8 protein-coding genes are annotated in these 19,244 nt (G+C 46.5%); all 8 read left to right on the forward strand.

Annotated features, from left to right (window positions below; genetic code table 11):
• Positions 1–197: 197 nt before the first annotated feature.
• The 8 genes from AC1DU2_RS26760 to AC1DU2_RS26795 all read left to right on the forward strand — a co-directional run bounded on the left by AC1DU2_RS26760 (position 198) and on the right by AC1DU2_RS26795 (position 19,160).
• Positions 198–575 (forward strand): hypothetical protein, encoded by a 378-nt coding sequence (locus AC1DU2_RS26760; protein WP_477388238.1) that lies wholly within the window; start codon positions 198–200, stop codon positions 573–575.
• A gap of 189 nt (positions 576–764) precedes the next feature.
• The gene (locus AC1DU2_RS26765; protein WP_477363961.1) at positions 765–2,222 is read left to right on the forward strand and encodes a TolC family protein; all 1,458 of its coding nucleotides are present in this window, start codon (positions 765–767) and stop codon (positions 2,220–2,222) included.
• Between the two features lie 19 nt (positions 2,223–2,241).
• A complete protein-coding gene (locus tag AC1DU2_RS26770) occupies positions 2,242–3,423 on the forward strand; it encodes an efflux RND transporter periplasmic adaptor subunit (RefSeq protein WP_477388240.1) in 1,182 nt (393 codons plus the stop codon).
• Between the two features lie 46 nt (positions 3,424–3,469).
• Positions 3,470–6,724, forward strand: coding sequence for an efflux RND transporter permease subunit (locus AC1DU2_RS26775; RefSeq protein ID WP_477388242.1), 3,255 nt, complete (start codon positions 3,470–3,472; stop codon positions 6,722–6,724).
• A gap of 2 nt (positions 6,725–6,726) precedes the next feature.
• A complete protein-coding gene (locus AC1DU2_RS26780) occupies positions 6,727–10,005 on the forward strand; it encodes an efflux RND transporter permease subunit (RefSeq protein ID WP_477388244.1) in 3,279 nt (1,092 codons plus the stop codon).
• Positions 10,006–10,016: 11 nt separating this feature from the next.
• On the forward strand, positions 10,017–10,493 hold the full coding sequence (locus AC1DU2_RS26785) for a MarR family winged helix-turn-helix transcriptional regulator (protein ID WP_477388246.1): 477 nt from the start codon (positions 10,017–10,019) through the stop codon (positions 10,491–10,493).
• A gap of 561 nt (positions 10,494–11,054) precedes the next feature.
• A complete protein-coding gene (locus tag AC1DU2_RS26790) occupies positions 11,055–18,203 on the forward strand; it encodes a cellulose binding domain-containing protein (protein ID WP_477388248.1) in 7,149 nt (2,382 codons plus the stop codon).
• 21 nt (positions 18,204–18,224) lie between these two features.
• Positions 18,225–19,160, forward strand: a complete 936-nt coding sequence (locus tag AC1DU2_RS26795; protein ID WP_477388250.1) for a PorP/SprF family type IX secretion system membrane protein — start codon at positions 18,225–18,227, stop codon at positions 19,158–19,160.
• Positions 19,161–19,244 lie beyond the last annotated feature (84 nt).

The following is a 19,244-nucleotide window of genomic DNA, read 5'->3' on the forward strand; positions in this document are numbered from 1 at the left end:
AAGTATGGGGTATGCCGCCGCTGTTGAATAATTATAAAGCGATAAAATCAATTGGGTAACTGCTGGTGGCACTTGGTTGCCATTTTAGTTTGAGCCAGCTTGGAAAGCTGCGGATATTGCCTTCAAAAGTCATGTATCCAAATCATTACAAAACATTTTAGCGCGATGAACTATTTTTGCCTTAGTTAAATAGCGCGGTGAAAAGGTATAAACAAACCATACAACAATACATAGTATTATCGCTTTTGGTGATATACCAGGCTATTGGTTTTTTTCATATCGCTTATCTGCCGCGGCAAAATGATGCAGGCGGTCTGCATTCGCCACCTTCTATAGATTTTCTCCATAAAAATGGTAATGCCAACTTACCGCGGGTTCAGTTTCAAAGAAGTTTTCACTCCATTGAAAGCCGAAAGGATTTAGCTGCGCCCACCAGGACAGTGATCCTGTTTTTTGCATTCCTGCTTATTGCTGCTGCGGCTTTCACTGTTGCTAACAAACCAAACGGCACTTTGGATGCTGTATATTCCCATTCGTCCCCTTCTTACCTCAGCCTCCGCACGCTCCGAATTTGAGTTTATCTATCTTTTGAATTTACTGATCAGGTGTTAATCCGCACCCGGAATCGGTAAATGTTGTGTCAATCTCATGCCTTTTGTAGGCATTGCAGTTTTGACGCTTTCAAACCCTGTTTTCCTTTTTTCTAAATTTTAATCAGAAGGGCGGTTAAAACGTCATTCACTATAACATCAACCTGTTTTGCCATGACGCGCATACCAATAAATATTTATGGTTTAAGGCCGTTTTTATTTGCAGGCCTACTCTTACTATCATTAACCGCAGCCGCGCAAAGTAATAAGAAGAAGCAATTTCCTGTACCCGAAAATGTGCCCGATACCAGTACGGTCGGTTTCCCGATAATGCCTAACGCTACCGATGCCGGTAAAAACGGCGGGGAGTATTTAACCCTTAAACAATGTATCGATTACGCATTGATACATCAGCCGGCTTTAAACAAATCATTAATCAGTACCGCTATTGCCCGTACAACCAATTCCATCAACTTAGCAGCCTGGTTACCGCAGGTGAACGCCAATGGTAACGTGGTGCATTATATTCAGCAATCAAACGCTAATATCTCTACAAGCACCGGCACCACAACCGGCACCGGCTCTACCGGTACTGTACGCAGCAGTTACAACAATACTTTTATTCCGGAGCTGGCAGTATCGCAGGCCATTTTAAGCCCCAGCCTGTTGTATGCGGCTAAAAGCGCCCCCTTGTTGGTAAAGCAGGCACAGCAGGTTACCGATAGTACCAAAATATACCTGGTATCGGCAGTGAGCAAATCCTTTTATAACGTGTTGCTTACTTTGCAGCAGATTAATGTATTAAAGGAAGATACCGCCAGGCTTCGTAAAAATCTGCGCGATACCTATCATCAATATAAAGGTGGCATTGTGGACGAAACCGACTACCTGCAAGCCACTATCACCCTCAACAATTCGGTGGCGCAGTTAAAGCAGGCCAATGAAAATATTATACCGCAATACGCTGCATTAAAGCAACTGATGGGTTACGAGCCACAACAGGATTTTAATGTAAGTATTGATACGGCCCAGATGATGGCCGATATTCAAATTGATACCACCCGGCAATTACAATATGAAAAGCGGATTGAATATAGGCAGGTGGAAACCCAAAAAGATTTGCAGGTACAGCTTACCAATTACTACAAGTACGCTTATTTGCCAACCGTATCCGGTTTTTTCAATTACAGCCTGCAATATGCCAACAACAATTTTTCAAATCTGTTGTCAAAATCATACCCAAGCTCAATTGTTGGCGTATCGCTTAGTATTCCCATATTTACGGGGTTTGCAAGGATGCATAATGTGCATAAATCGCAGTTACAGGAGCAGCTGATCCACTGGGATGTGGTCGGCCTGAGATCGCAGCTGTATAAGGAATACACCACTGGGCTGGCCGGTTATAAAAGCAACCTGTTTAGCTTTAATGTGCAGCGCAAAAATGTGGCTATGGCCCGGCGTGTTTACTTTGTGGTAAACCTGCAATACAAACAGGGCATTGTAGCCTACCTTAACGTGATCACTGCCGAATCAAACCTGATCACAGCCGAAATCAATTACACTAACTCGCTTTTTCAGCTGCTATCAAGCAAAATTGACCTGGAAAAAGCGATGGGAGATATCACTTATTAATACTAAAAAAACCAGTCCGATGAAGCGCGTATTTTTAAATGCCATTGTTATAAGTATAGTACTTTTTGCAGCCTGTCAAAAAAAGCAGCCGCCCGAAAATACCGAAGTGCCCGTAAACCTGTACAAGGTGAAGGCAAGACGGGTTTTGTATTATGATAAGTACCCGTCAACCACCGCTGCGCTAAGCCAGGTAACCTTATTGCCGCAAGTACAGGGCGCCATAACCGGCATATTTTTTACCGAAGGAACCGAGGTAAAAAAAGGTCAAAAGCTGTACGAAATTGACAGGCGGATTTACCAGGATAGCTACGATGCCGCCGTTGCCAACCGTAAAGTTACCGAAGGCACATTGCTGCAGGCCCAGCAGGATGCCGACCGCTATGAGTACCTCAATAAATATAACGCCGTTGCCAGGCAGCTGTATGACCATGCCGTAATCACCCTTGATAACGCCAAAAGCCAGGTAAAATCGGCAGACCAGGCGGTAAGGACGGCTAAAACCAATTTAAGCTACGCCGATGTATATGCGCCTTTTGATGGCACTATTGGCCTAAGCCAGGTGAAGTTGGGTAACGTGGTAACCGCGGGTACTACCGGGCTAAATACCATCTCAACCAACGACCCAATGGCTGTTGATTTTGTGATCAACGAAAAACAGCTGCAAAAATTTGAGCGCCTGCAACAAAGCAAGCACGAACCAACCGATTCGCTTTTCACCATTCTATTGGCAGATAACTCGCTTTACCCGGTGAACGGCAAAATAGCGGTGATAGATAGGGCGGTGAATTCGCAAACAGGTGCCATCACCATCCGGCTGGTATTCCCTAATCCCAAAGGAATGTTAAGAGTAGGCATGAGTTGCGTGGTACGTGTGCACAACCAGGAGTCGGGGCCGCAAATTGTAGTACCGGGCAAAGCCGTTGTTGAGCAAATGGGCGAATACTTTGTGTATACCGCCAAAGATACCATGATGAACAACCCTAAAGCTGGTGCCGATTCGGCCAAAAACAAGATCAAAAAACTGGTGGCATTTCAGAAAAAGGTACAGGTTGGCGAAACCATTGGCCCCAACATGATCATCAAAAGCGGCATCGATGAAGGTGAACAGGTTATTGTTGATGGCGTGCAGTTACTGCACGATGGTTCAAAAATAACCACTGCCAACAAGGTAGGCCCATCGGCAGGTGGTAAAGCCCGTTAGTGGTAACGTTAAAACACAAACAAAAAATTTTAGACGAAGACATCCTATGATCGCTAATACTTTTATAAAAAGACCTGTAACGGCCATCGTGATATCTATTGTGCTGATTATTACCGGTACCGTGAGTATCCTCATGTTGCCGATAGATCAGTATCCGGATATTACCCCGCCTATTGTACAGGTTAACGGCCAGTTTACCGGTGCCGACGCGCAAACGGTTGAACAAACCGTTGCCACGCCCATTGAGGAGCAGGTGAACGGAACGCCGGGCATGGAATACATGCAAAGCAACAATACCAATAACGGGCAAATGAGCATGAACGTAACCTTTAAAATGGGTACGGATATAGATGTTGCCGCGCTTGATGTTCAAAACAGGGTGAGTATTGCTACCCCGCTGTTGCCTGCCGTGGTAAGCCGGCTTGGGTTAACTGTACGCGCGGTAAACCCAAGCATGCTCATGATGGTGGCAATTTACGCACCCAAAGGCACGCACAACATCACTTTTTTAGATAATTACACCAATATATTTATCCAGGATGCACTGTTGCGTGTTCCCGGCGTAGGTAGCATTAATCGCTTTACGGATGATTTTAGCATGCGTATCTGGATGAACCCGGATAAAATGGCCGCCTACAGCTTAACCCCATCTGATGTAATTGCCGCCCTTAACGCCCAAAACGTGCAGGTAGCGGCGGGTACAGCAGGTGTGCCGCCGCAGGCTTCCAGCCAAACTTACGAGTTAGGCATCCTGGTAAACGGACGCTTGAGTAAAGTATCGGAATTTGAAAAGGTGATTGTAAAAACCATCCCTGCTACCGGGCAGCTGGTTTATTTGAAAGATGTGGCCCGGGTTGAGTTGGGTAAATTCACCTTCTCCAGTAATTCTTTTGTTGATGGGCATAAGGCGTCTTACCTGCAAATTTACCAGGCGCCCGGCAGCAACGCTTTGGAAACGGCCAACGGTGTGTACGCGGCTTTGGCCAAATTGAAAACCAACTTCCCATCTGATGTGCAATACCGGGTGCCGTTTGAATCGGTTACGGTAGTAAAAGTTTCTATGGAAGATGTGGTAGGAACTTTACTGAAAACACTGGGTCTCGTGGCCGTGGTGGTATTCCTGTTCCTGCAAAACTGGCGGTCAACGCTGATCCCGGTTCTGGCTATCCCGGTATCTATTTTTGGTACGTTTTGCTTTTTTATACCACTTGGCTTTACCATTAATACCCTAACCATGTTTGGTTTTGTACTGGCCATAGGTATTGTGGTTGATGATGCCATTATTGTGGTTGAGGCCGTTCAGCATTATATCGATCACGAAGGCATGTCGGCCAAAGAGGCTACTTACCAGGCCATGAAGGATATTTCGGCACCGGTAATCGCCATCGCGCTCATATTGGCGGCGGTGTTTGTACCGGTAGGCTTTATTCCCGGTATAGTTGGGCGTTTGTACCAGCAATTTGCTATTACCATAGCCATATCGGTGATCATATCGGCATTTATCGCCCTATCATTAACGCCGGCTTTGTGTACGCTGTTGTTAAAACCATCGCATATTGACGCCGACGCAAAAGGCATCAACAAACTGTTTTTCAAATTTAACAGTTGGTTTCAAAGGGTAACGGACAGGTACACCGAAGGTGTTAAAAAAAGCATCAAGGCATCCCGCTTTATTGTGATCCTGCTGCTGTGCATTTGCGTGGCAACTTTCTTCCTATTCCAGCATAAGCCATCAGGCTTTATTCCATCAGAGGATGACGGCAATTTGTATGTTACGTTCCAGTTGCCGCCCGCGTCATCTACCGCAAGATCTGTAGAAGTGATGTCGAAACTGATGAAGGTTATCGGCTCAACACCGGGCGTGGCGCACTATGCGGCGTTATCTGGCTTAAACGTGGTAACCAATGCCAGTAACTCCAATAACGGCACCATTTATTGCCAGCTTGCGCCATGGGACGAGCGCAGCAAAACAACCGAGCAGGTACCGGGCATTATAGGCGAATTGCAAAAACGAATTGCCGATGCAGGGATCCGGGACGCTAACGTAGAAGTTATCCAGCCCTCACCACTGCCAGGTATTGGCACAACCGCTGGTTTCAGCTTACAAATAGAACAGCGAAGCACAACAGATAACCTGCAGGACTTTCAAAGAGTAGTAGACAAATTTGTGACCGAGGCGAATAAAAACCCGGTGATCTCCAAAGCCTTCACGTTTTATACCTCGCATACCCCTAACTACAGTTTAACTGTCGACAGGGAAAAATGCGAAAAACTGGGCGTGAACGTAGCCGATGTATTCACTACTATCCAGGCTTATATGGGCAGTTTATACATTAACGATTTTACTACCTATAACCGTACTTTCCACGTAGTGGTACAGGCCGATACGGCTTTCCGTAAAGTAGTTGCCAATATGGATAAATACTATGTGCGTAACCAGGCCGGTGATATGGTGCCTTTAGGTACCTTGATGAACTATAAACCTGTCGACGCGCCGCCGCTAATTTCCCACTTTAATATCTTCCGCACGGCCGAAGTTGATGGCGCAGCAGCCGAAGGCCATAGCAGCGGCGAAGCCATAGCCGCCATGCGGGAGCTGGCAAAAAGAGTTTTGCCAGAGGGGTACGATTATGAGTTTTCGGGACTGAGTTACGAGGAGATCAAGGCCGGCTCGACAACCATTTACATTTTCCTATTCTCCATCACCTTTGTGTTCCTGTTCCTGGCGGCCTTGTATGAAAGCTGGTCGGTACCGTTCTCTGTATTATTAGCTGTGCCGATAGGTGCCATGGGAGCTATCCTGGCATTGGTACTGGTGCCAAGTTTAACCAATAACGTGTATGCGCAAATCGGGTTAATTACGCTCATCGGGCTTGCGGCCAAAAATGCCATCCTGATAGTAGAGTTTGCCAAGGTAAGGGTAGATATGGGTGAGGAGCTCATCAAATCAACCCTGGAAGCGGTAAGCCTGCGTTTACGGCCTATCATCATGACCTCTCTTGCCTTTGTTTTGGGTGTACTGCCGCTGGTATTAGCCACTGGTGCAGGTGCTGTAGCCCGCAGAACCATAGGTTTTACCGTTTTGGGCGGGATGATAGCAGCATCTACACTGGCTATTTTCATTGTACCGGTATTGTTTGTAATCATCACCCGCTTCTCCTACGGTAAAGAAAAACTGGAGTACCTAAAAGCGCATAAAGCCGACCTGGCGGAAAAAGCCAAAAAAGTGGAGGCGCAAAACATTGATCCCGAACTGGAATATGAGATTGAAAAATCCCGTGCATTACATAAAGCTAATTAAGGATGATTTCAAATACATTTATAAAGCGGCCCGTAACCGCCATCGTAATATCGCTGGTATTGATGATTGCCGGGGTAATTTGCCTGGTTAACCTCGCGGTTGATCAGTACCCCAATATCTCGCCGCCAAGTGTATCGGTTAACGGGTCATACACGGGTGCCGATGCGCAAACCGTGGAGCAAAATATAGCCACACCGATTGAAGAACAGGTAAACGGTACGCCCGGAATGGAGTATATGACCAGCACCAGTACCAACAGCGGCAGCATGGGTATCAGGGTAACCTTTAAAATAGGCACCAACGTACATATTGCTGCGCTAAACGTTCAAAACCGTGTAGGGATAGCGGCCCCCTTGCTGCCTTCCGTAGTAAGTAAACTGGGGCTAACCGTACGCGCCAGTAACCCCGATCAGTTGATGCTGGTCGCTATTTACTCGCCAAAGCATAGCCATAATATTACCTTTTTGGATAACTACACCAGTACCTTCATCCAGGATGCCATATTACGTGTGCCGGGTGTTGGTGATGTAAGCGCCCGTACCGATAATTTTAGTATGCGGATCTGGATGAACCCCGATAAAATGGCATCCTATAGCTTAACCCCGGCCGATGTAACCGCCGCGCTAAACGCGCAAAACGTGTACGTTGCCGCCGGCTCGGTTGGTGCCCCACCGCAGGACGCTTCCCAAACCTATGAAACCGGTATTTTGGTTAACGGGATGATCAGCAAGGTGAAGGATTATGAAAATATTGTCGTGAAAAGCATCCCCGGCACCAGTCAGTTAGTGCATTTGAAAGATGTGGCCAGGGTTGAACTGGGTAAATTTACCTTTTCCAGCAATGCGTTTGTTGATGGCAACCGCGCTTCTACCATCCAGATCTATCAATCGCCGGGAAGCAACGCCCTGCAAACTGCCGAAAACGTATATGCGGCTTTGGCCAAATTGAAAAAATCGTTCCCCAAGGATGTTGATTACGTGGTACCTTTTGAATCGGTAACCATTATCAAGGTATCGATGCAGGAAGTAATTGGCACTTTAATTAAGGCACTTATTTTAGTGGCCATTGTGGTGTTTCTTTTCCTTCAAAACTGGCGTTCAACGCTGATTCCTATATTGGCCATCCCGGTATCCATATTGGCTACATTCATCTTTTTTATACTCTTAGGCTTCACCGTTAACACCTTAACCATGTTCGGTTTTGTACTGGCGATAGGTATAGTGGTAGATGATGCCATTATTGTGGTAGAGGCTGTGCAGCATTATATTGACGAGCAGCACATGTCGCCCAAGGAGGCTACTTATCATGCCATGAAAGAGATCTCGGCACCGGTTATCGCCATCGCGCTCATCCTGGCGTCGGTATTTGTGCCGGTTGGTTTTATACCGGGGATAGTCGGGCGTTTATACCAGCAGTTTGCTATCACCATCGCCATTTCAGTTATTCTATCGGCATTTATTGCTTTATCTTTAACCCCCGCGCTTTGTACCTTATTGTTGAAGCCTACCAAACCGGTAACAGATAAATCGAACTGGCTCGATCGGTTTTTCAGGGGTTTCAATCGGATGTTTGAAAAACTAACCTTTAAATACACCAACGGTGTACACAAAAGTATTAAAGGCGCACGATACATCATTGTGCTGCTGGTTTGTATTTGCGTGGGTACTTACATGCTGTTCATGCTGAAGCCTTCGGGCTTTGTGCCGGCAGAAGACGGTGGCCGTTTGTATGTAACTTATCAGCTGCCCGAAGCTTCGTCAACCATTCAATCGGTTAATGTGATGAACAAGCTCATGAAAATTGTGGCATCAACACCGGGAATCCTGCATTATACCGCTATATCGGGTTTCAATATCCTGAATGGTGGTGCCAACTCCAATAACGGCTCCATGTTTTGCATGCTCACGCCCTGGGATGATCGTACCACTCCGGCTACAAGAGTGCCGGGATTGATGAATGTTATCAAACAAAAAATCGCCAAAGCAGGAATCAAAAATGCTAACGTGGTGGTTGCCCAACCGCCACCAATCAGGGGTATTGGCCAGGCGGCCGGGTTCAGCATGCAAATTGAGCAGGGTAACTCTACAGATGATATTTACATGTTTGAAAAAGTGGTTAAAAAGTTTGTGGCAGCAGCAAAAGCCAATCCCGCTACAGCAGGCGCCTACAGCTATTTTTCGGCACATACACCAAGCTATCAGCTTAATGTGGACAGGGAAAAATGCGAGAAGCTGGGCATCAATATCTCTGATGTCTTCTCTACCATGCAGGCTTATATGGGCAGTTTGTTTGTGAACAACTTCACGTTGTACAATAGAACCTACCACGTGGTAGTACAGGCCGATACGGCTTACCGGGCGCTGATATCCAATATGAACAAATACTATGTGCGCAACTCAGCGGGTCAAATGCTGCCACTAAGTGCGGTGATCAGCTACAAACCTATAGTAGCTGCACCGCTCATTACCCATTTCAATATCTTCCGCTCGGCCGAAGTTGATGGTTCTATACCACCGGGGTACAGCAGCGGGCAGGCAATTGAGGCATTAAAGGCTTTAGCTGCCAAATCGTTACCTCGCGGATACACTTACGAATTTTCGGGATTGAGTTACGAAGAATTAAAAGCAGGGTCGACTACGGTTTACATTTTTATGTTCTCCATTATGTTTGTATTCCTGTTCCTGGCGGCTTTGTATGAAAGTTGGTCGGTACCCTTTTCGGTGATGCTGGCTGTGCCGATAAGCGCTTTTGGGGCTATCCTGGCGCTTACCGTGGTGCCAACCATCACCAATAACGTTTACGCGCAGATAGGTTTGATCACGTTAATCGGTCTATCCGCCAAAAATGCCATCCTGATTGTTGAATTTGCCAAAATAAGGGTTGATAGGGGCGAAGAGCTGGTGAAATCCACCCTCGAAGCTGTTCGCCTGAGGCTAAGGCCCATCATCATGACCTCGCTGGCTTTCATCTTGGGTGTATTGCCGCTGGTATTGGCCACCGGTGCCGGTGCCGAATCCCGGAATACCATAGGAGTAACTGTTTTAGGGGGCATGATAGCTTCATCAACCATATCCATATTTATTGTGCCGGTGCTTTTTGTTTTGTTCACCCGTTTCTCGTACGGAAAAAAACAGCTGGCCTATTTGCAGGAACATCACGAAGAGTTAATGGAGAAGGCGCGGAAAGTAGAGGCACAAAATATCGACCCGGAGCTGGAATATGATATTGCCGAAGCACATGCCCAGCACAATGAATACAAAGCATCGGGTAAAACAAAATAGCACAGTAGCAAATGAAAAACACAGAACTGCTATCGCAAAATTTACGATTGATCAATTATTTTTATACCAGGAACCTCGCCAGGGAGCTGTCTTCCATTCGGTTAAACCATCATTTTGAGGTACTGCTTATACTGGCCAAACAACCAGCGCCGATCACCCAAAATCAATTAGCCGAACTGTTGCACATCGATAAATCCAGAGTGGCTCATATCATTTTTTCGATGGAAGAAAGCGAGATCGTCATCGTAAAAACCAATCCCGCCGATAAACGTCAGCACCTGATTTCGTTATCCCCGCATGCTTTAAAATCTGTTCCATATGTGGAAATGAAAGTAAGAGAGGTAAACGAAATGGCCAAAACCGGCATAAGCGAAGAAAAGCTAATGGTTTTTATAGAAGTGGCCGAAACGATGGTGCAAAATTTGACAAAAAAGGAAAAGAAAAATCAGCAGGGTACCAATCTGTCAACTGATTCAAATAACGCCTAACACTAAACACAAAGCCATCTTAACACAGATCGTTTTTTTTGGGAGAAGGCAGCTTGCCGGTGCCTTCTCCCTTTAATCCCCTCAAAGAATCGTATAATTCAGGCTGTGGCCTGCCTCACCGAAATATGCTAAAATTCGGAATCTGCCGGTAATATCGCTTTTAGCAGAAATTCAGTACTCCCTCACACCACGCTGAAAAATAGGGTGCAAAGCAATACGAATGTTGCTTTGTCCCCTATAATTGGTCGCTGGTTCACCCTTGTCTCTCCATTTTAGGGCCGACATTTGATTTTAAATCAATAAGCAAATAAACCTTACAGTTCATGCCTTTAGACGATCGGTGTTAATCGGGAGTTAAACGAAAACTGTATTTTCTAAAACAAAACGGGAGGATCCCGGAAAGTTATTGTACTAACATTTTAGTGAATTGCCTATGTATTGGCAAAGGCTAACTATAGGTTATAATAGACAATAGCTAAATTTTGAGTATCGGTATTATCCAAACATCTATATAACCAAAGCTAAACAACCTATCCGTAAACCGGTGTAATATTAAATTATATGAGAAAAAAAGTTACTTATTTTTTAGTAATGGTGGTAATCTTGCTTTTGTCGTCGGCCATGACGGGCCAAGTAATTGCCCAAACCTTTGCAAGCCCTGGTGTCCCCTTCACCCAGGCCGACCTCACTCAGCTAAAAGCCAATATGAATACCGAGCCCTGGCTTACGGGATATAACTCCCTCAAAGGCGATTCACATTCGCAGTTGAGCTATGGAATGAGGGGGCCTTTTGCTACGGTAACCCGTGCACCCAATTTAAACAACCCGGCCTGGCTGGATGATATGATCGCTATTCATAACCTGGCGTTCATGTATGTTTTTACAGGCGATTCCACATACGCCCGTAAAGCCACCAATATGCTGGATGCATGGGCGGTTACCAACACCACCTGGGGTGGCGGAGAAAATATGCTGGATATTGGCGACCGGGTAGCTTATTTTGTTGTAGGAGCCGATATCCTGAGAAGCACCTATCCCGGGTGGACAGCCGCTAATGACACGCACGTAAACAATTATTTCCGTAATGTTTTATTTCCAACTTCCTGGTCGCCTTACCCTACAAGAGATGCTAATAAAGGGGCTCTTCAAACTGCAATAGCAATTGGTATATCGGCCTATTTAAAAGATCCTGTTTTATGGCAGCAAGCCGTTGAGGTATACCGTATGGATGCAGGCGGCGGGTTGCGGAATAGCTTACCTAACGGCGAAGTAGGCGACTCTGGTCGTGATGACCACTGGTTTGAGCAGATCCAGGCGCTTGGGTGGAGCGCCGAAGTAGCCTGGAAACAAGGGGTTGACCTGTTTGCAGAATTTGATAATCGTTTGCTTAAAATCGGCGAGTTATATGGCCAATATAGTCAGTCGACCGCCGGTACTTTATCTTTTATCCCATACGGGGCCTATGCTAGTTATTGGACCAATTGGGGAATTCCTCCCGGATTTGTTCACAGGCATCCGTTTAACAATATTATTAAAGGAGCGTATGCGCTGCGTAAAGGCATCCCAACACCATATACCGAGCAAATACGGGCGTTGGCAGGCGAAGATGGTTTTTCGTTTTTGTATTTAAAATCTTCCGATACCTCGCATGCCACACCTTTAACGCCGGTTGTTTACCCTGCCGATAATGTACAGGCGGTGAGTAACGTAACCAACCTGGATATCGGTAATACCGGGCTGGCAGGCAGCGCTTCGTTGAATAACGGGGTCTGGACAGTTAATTCTGCCGGAACTTCTACCAGTAATGCCTTCAGCTTCAATTTTAAAAAGATCAGCGGCAATGCTGGCCTGGTGGTAAAAGTTAACAGCATGTCGCTCAATACCGGCGGCTGCGGCGTCATGTTACGTCAATCGCTGGCTGCTGGTTCCGCATTTTGGGATATTTTTCTCAACGCTACAGGCGGTATCGGCAATCATTGGCAGCCCAAAGCCCCCTGGTGGTTAAAAATCGAACGCGTAGGTACGCGTATATTCGCCTACCACTCGCAGGACGGTATTAACTGGACAAATCTTAGTTGCTGGTATTCTGCAACAGGTTTCCCAACCGATTTGTACGCCGGGTTTTATACCATCTCTGGTAATGCTTCGGCCCTCAATACTGCCACGTTCAGCAATGTAGCTTATAGTCAAACTGCGCCGGCCGGCTCTCCGGATATCAGCAGTGCTACCACAGCAACAGCTACTATCAGCACACCTTTTAGTTATAATATTACCGCCGGTGCTAATCCATCTTCTTATAGTGCCAGCGGCTTGCCGGCCGGGCTTAGCCTTGATGCGGCTACCGGTATTATTTCCGGCACACCTACTGCTTTAGGGCAAAGCGAAGTTGCCATAGCAGCTACCAATGCCAGCGGCACAGGTACGGCAACCCTCATCCTCAACGTTATCAATAACCAGGCGCCCGCAGCGCCTGCTTCGGCCGCGGCATCGGTGGTTAACGCTTCGCAAATTAAACTGACCTGGGCAGCTTCGGCCAACGCTTCCGGTTATTCGGTAAAACGTTCGCTAAGCGCCGGAGGTGCATATACAACAATCCAGGCAGGGGTTAGCGGTACCAGCTTTACTGATGCTTCTCCTGTGCCCGAAGTAAATAACTATTATGTTATTACGGCCCTTACCGGGAATCTGGAAAGTGGTAACTCCAACGAGGTCTTTGCTTCAGTTCCGCCTGCGGCCCCTGCACAACCCACTGTGGTCAATAAAAACAAAGAAATTGATTTAAGCTGGACCACCGCTTCCGGAGCAGCAACCTATAATGTAAAAAGAAGCACCGTTAGTGGTGGCCCTTATACAATCGTAACCAATGTGCCGGGTACCAGTTACGCCGATGTAAATGTAAGCAACGGAAGTCCTTATTATTACGTGGTTTCGTCAGTAGGGCAAACCAAAGAAAGCACGAATTCGATCGAGGCATTCGGGGTTCCCGGGTCTGGTTTGTATACCTGGAAACCGGCAACCGAAACCGATTCATTAAAGCTGGCTTCCAACTGGATAGAAAATGCTATCCCGGCAAGCCCGGCCATCGTTATGTTCAATGCATCGGCCGATACCATTTTGACTAATGACATTAAAGGGCTTGCGGTTTCGCGGATGCAATTTAACGCTGGCGCAAATAGCTACAACATATCCGGCGATACGCTTCGTTTACGGAATGACCTGGTTAACAATGCTACAACCTCGCATACGCTGAGCATGCCCATTGTTTTGGATACTTTACTCAATGTAAACACCGTAACCAACGGTACTATATCCCTCACTGGCGGCATAAGAGGCAACGGAAGTTTGCTTAAAAATGGCATAGGATATCTTTATATATCAGGAAACAATACTTATACCGGTAATACCACGCTAAACGGTAACGGGCAAAGCTGGCCCCCTGTATACGGTATGGAGGTATCGGGCATTGGCACAGGAACGCCTTCGGCGCCAACATCTGGTCCGCTGGGCACGGGTAAAATTATTATGAATGGTGGGGCATTGTTCTCTGCAAATGGCGATGCAACCTTTTATAACGATTTTGAAATAGCTGCGGGTAAAACCAGTTATTTTTATCAAACCAGTAACGCCATAAACCTGTATGGTAAGCTTTTGGGTAGCGGCACCATTATACAGGATGGAAACGTTTACGCAGGCCTACACCTTTTTGGCGATAACAGCAATTTCACCGGTACTTTTGTATCCAAATTACGCAGCGGTAACAACCGGGTGCGTTTTGAAGTTCCCCAATCGGGCAGTGCCAATGCCTACTGGAACCTGGACGCCAACGGAAACGACTGCCAGGGTATACTGTTCTCTACAGGAACCATCCGTTTTGGTGCGCTTAGTGGGAGAGGGGCTATCCGTACAGATGCAGGGGGGAGCCCAACAATCAGCATTGGTGCATTAAACCTTAATACAAATTTTGGAGGCGTTATGTCGGGCTCAATGAACGTTGAAAAAGTAGGCTCGGGCGTACTTATTTTTAGCGGCAATAATTCATATGGCGGCGCCACAACCATCAATGGCGGAAAATTCTTGCTGAATAACGATCCGTCGTCCGGCGTATTTAACAGCGCGCTTACGGTTACAACCGGTTCATTCGGCGGAACCGGTAAAGGTTCAGGATCAGTTACTATCGGAACCGGAAGCGGAACAGGTGCGATACTTGAGCCCGGAAACCAGGCCATCGGTTCGCTGATAACCGGAGCCTTAACATTAAAATCTGATGCTACCTACAATGCCGAAATTGATTTGGGAAGTGCTGCGGGAGATAAGATAACAGCTACCAGTGTCACCCTGGCCAATTCTCCTCAATTGTCGGTAACAGGTACTGCCGGAACACTGCCCTCGGGTACATCCTATACTATTATAGATAACACCGGTACCAGTGCAATCGCCGGAACGTTTAAAAATTTGCCCGAGCTGGCGCTGATTACCGTTGGTGCATACAATTTCCGGATAACCTATAAAGGCGGAACAGGAAATGATGTGGTATTATTGGACGACCGTACCGTACCTGTTACCATTACCAGCGTTTTAACCGATACTGTTGTGGTTGGGAAGCCATTTAACTATACAGTTGGCGCTATTAAATCGCCCAATAGTTTTTCGGCAACCGGGCTTCCTACAGGGCTTAGTATTAATACCAGTACCGGGGTAATTTCCGGCAATCCTACGCAAACGGGTGTGTTTACAGTAACACTAACCGCGTCAGACGGGAACACCACCGGCACAGCAACCCTGGTTTTAACCGTTCAAAGTAATGTTGTAAGCGGGTTATTGGTTGCCGCCGGCGATGCTAAAAACATCATAGAATGGGTGCCGATATCAAACTTTACCTACAAAGTTAAGCGTGCCTCAGCTTCGGGTGGGCCTTATACCACTATTGCAAATGTTAGCACCACGCAATACACAGATGCCGGTGTAACTAACGGGAATACCTATTTTTATGTGGTTACATCAATTGACAGTACTGCCGAAAGCCCAAACAGCTTAGAGGTAGTAGCGAAACCAAATACCGGCCAAAACGACTATTATAAATTTGACGAAACTGCCGGAACAAAGGGGATTGACGCCTGGAGCGCAAACCATGCCACACTGGCAACTACAGCCAGCCGTGGTACCGGCAAGTACGGCCAATCGCTCCTGTTGGATGGTACAGCTAATTCATATGCCACCCTTCCGTCGGGTATTATGAGTACGCTAAATGATTTCACCATTTCTACGTGGGTAAGAATGGATGCTATTACTACCTGGATGCGCGTATTCGATTTTGGATCGAGTATTACCCAATATATGTTTTTAAGCGTTCAGGCGGCCGTGGTAAGCGGAAAATCAACTGTGCGTTATGCGATTAAAAACGGATCGGCTGCCGAGCAGAACTTTAATTTTAATTATACTTTTCCGCTCAATACCTGGACAAACCTGGCCATAACACGGTCGGGCAGTACCTGCACCATGTATATCAATGGCGCTTCGGTAGCCTCATCTACAGCTATCAGTATCAAGCCATCGGCCCTGGGTGCTACAAGCGCCAATTATTTAGGAAAATCGCAGTTTTCTGCCGATCCTATGTTCAAGGGCTCGATAGATGGGTTTAAGATATACAGCCGGGCATTAAGCGCCACGGAGATTGCTGCCGACCTGCTGGGCGATCAAACCATAACTTTTAATCCAATTGTACAAAAAGTAATGGGTGATGCCGATTTTGCACCGCCAGCTACCGCATCTTCCGGTCTTGCTTTAACATACGCCAGTTCCGACACTACAATCGCATCAGTTGTTAATGGAAATATTCACATTAAAGCTGCAGGAACAGCTGTTATTACCGCTTCGCAGGCTGGCAATACAAGTTATAAAGCGGCCACATCGATGAATCAAACTTTAACCATAGTTAAAAAAGCTCAGACAATAGCTTTTAGTACTTTAAGTCCTAAAACTGTTATCGATACTGATTTCTATGCAGGCGCAGTAGCAAGCTCAGGCCTGGTGCCATCTTATGTAAGTGCTGATACCACAGTTGCCACCATTGTAAATGGAAAAATTCACATCAAAGGTGCAGGTACAGTAAACATCACCGCTTCGCAAACCGGGAATGCTACCTATCTTGCGGCAAGTCCGGTAAGCCAAAGCCTTACGGTAAACAAACTGGCCCAAACAATTACGTTCAATGCCCTGCCTGCTAAAAGACCAGGTGATGCTGATTTTAATGTTACCGCCACCGCATCATCGGGCCTGCCGGTAAGCCTTGGCAGCAATAATACGGGTGTAGCAACGGTAACAAACGGATTGGTTCATATTACTGGCACCGGCACAACTATTATTACAGCCAGCCAGCCCGGCAATGCAACTTATAAAGATACTAAGCTTAGCCGGACGTTGACGGTTATCCCGCTTAACCTGCAGGTACAATACCAGGATGGCGATGCCGGGCAATTAACCAATAACATAGCCCGCCCTTACCTGAAAGTAGTGAATGCCGATTCCGTTGGTGTAGCCTACAGCGAATTAACCATGCGTTACTGGTTTACGGCCGAGAATTATGCCGGCATTAATACCTGGATAGACTATGCCCAGCTGGGGAACAGCAATGTAAAAATGAAATATGTTCCGTTGGATCAGCCACGGAATGGTGCCCTGGGCTACATCGACTATAGTTTTGCCCTAACAGGCAACCTGGGTGCCGGCGGTAATACCGGGCAAATCCAATCGCGGTTTGCCAACCAGGACTGGGGATTATTGAATGAGGCGGATGATTACTCTTACCAAAGCAATACCGGCAGCTATGCTAATAACAACCACATTACGCTTTACCGCAACGGGATGCTGATATGGGGAACCGAACCGGCAGCCGTTACCCCGCTTACCAGCCTTAACGTGTTTTACCAGAACCAAAACACCGGTACCAGCGGCAATGCCATCAGCACCTACCTGGCCATTAATAATACCGGGAATGTACCGGTAGCTTTTGGCGACATTACTGCCCGTTACTGGTTTACCAAAGACGGCACGCAGAGCCTAAACTACTGGATAGATTATGCTAAAAAAGGTAGCGGGAACATCAGCGGTAATTTTGTATCATTAGGTACTGCGCTTACCGGGGCCGATACTTATTTGGAGCTTGCGGTAAATTCCTCAGTGGGCACCCTTTATCCTTTAAGTTCATCGGGCAATATCCTGTACCGTATCGTCAAAGCAGACTGGTCGAACTTTAATGAGCTGAATGATTACTCCTACCTGGCCAAAGATGTGATGAAGGAGAATAACCACATTACGGTTTATTATAAAGGCCAGCTCATTTACGGGACAGAACCTTCAGCAGGCTCCATGTCATTCAAGAGCGCCCCGCTGGCCTTAGCTCCACCGCAGCGCGACATAATTAACGAAGGAATTGTAGTACACCAGGGCCTTTCGCCAAATGGGGATGGTATTAATGATGTGCTGATCATAGACGGATTAACAGCCTACCCCGATAATAAATTAACGATCATGAACCGCAGTGGTGTTAAAATATTTGAAGCAAAAGGCTATGATAACAGCTCCAATGTATTTAACGGCCACTCCAGCATCAGCGGTACCATGCAGCAACCCGGCACCTATTTTTACACGCTGGAATATAAGAAAGGCGAAGAAAATAAACATAAAACCGGTTTCATCATCATTAAATACTGATAACGCGGCATGATGCGGGATATGAATAAGATTGATAACAACAAGTTTTCCCTGCTTGTTACATTAAGCCTGTGCCTGTTACTTATAGTAACAGGCCACAGTGCTTGTGCCCAGCAGCAAGCCTTTAGTTATACCCAGTACATTGATAACCTAACACCCTTTAACCCGGCCTATTCCCTTTTGGATAAAGCCGGATCGATCCATACCCTGGCCCGTAAACAGTGGGTGGGGATAGACGGAGCGCCGGTAACCTACCTCATCAACGGAAACCTGCCTATCGAATCTATTGACGGCGCAGCCGGATTAATTGTGTTTGACAACCGGCTGGCAATAGAACACCAGACCGAAGTAAATGCCTATTTTGCAAAAGGGATTCAACTGGACCCCTACAGTTATTTAGCGGTATCTATCAATGGCGGTATCCGTAACTATACGGCCAATTATTCATCATTGGATTCCAACGACCCCACCTTCAGGAATGATGTGCGGGGAACCAAACCTAACATTGGATTTGGCGTAATCTATTATACCGACTGGTATTACCTGGGAATCTCGGCGCCCGAGCTTACCATAACCAGTTTGGGTACTGCATCTATACAAAACAATTCCAATTTCAGGAGCCACTATTACTTTTCGGGAGCATTGCTCACCAATATCAGCGAGGATATTAAATTTAAACCGGCAACATTGGTTGCCTACGCCAAAGGCGTGCCGCTTGTGGTTAATGTATCCGGCACGTTGTACATGAAACAGGCATTGGGCATTGGCATCAACTACAACACCGATAACGCAATGGCCTGCATTGTTACCATAAATATGAATGCTTTCCATGTAGGCTACAGCTACCAGTTTGGCACCTCATCAGCCAATTTGGGCGGCTTTAACAACGCCACGCATGAAATATCCATTAGTTACCGGTTTGGCAATGGGGCGGCATCCAATCACAACCTGCTGTAACTACAATTCCCGGCAATCTCATTTTTTAGCCTGAATTTTTTTCCGGGATGTTGTACTCACACGTGAAAGGCTAAATTTAGTGTT

This window comes from Mucilaginibacter sp. P4_C11 (assembly GCF_056402115.1).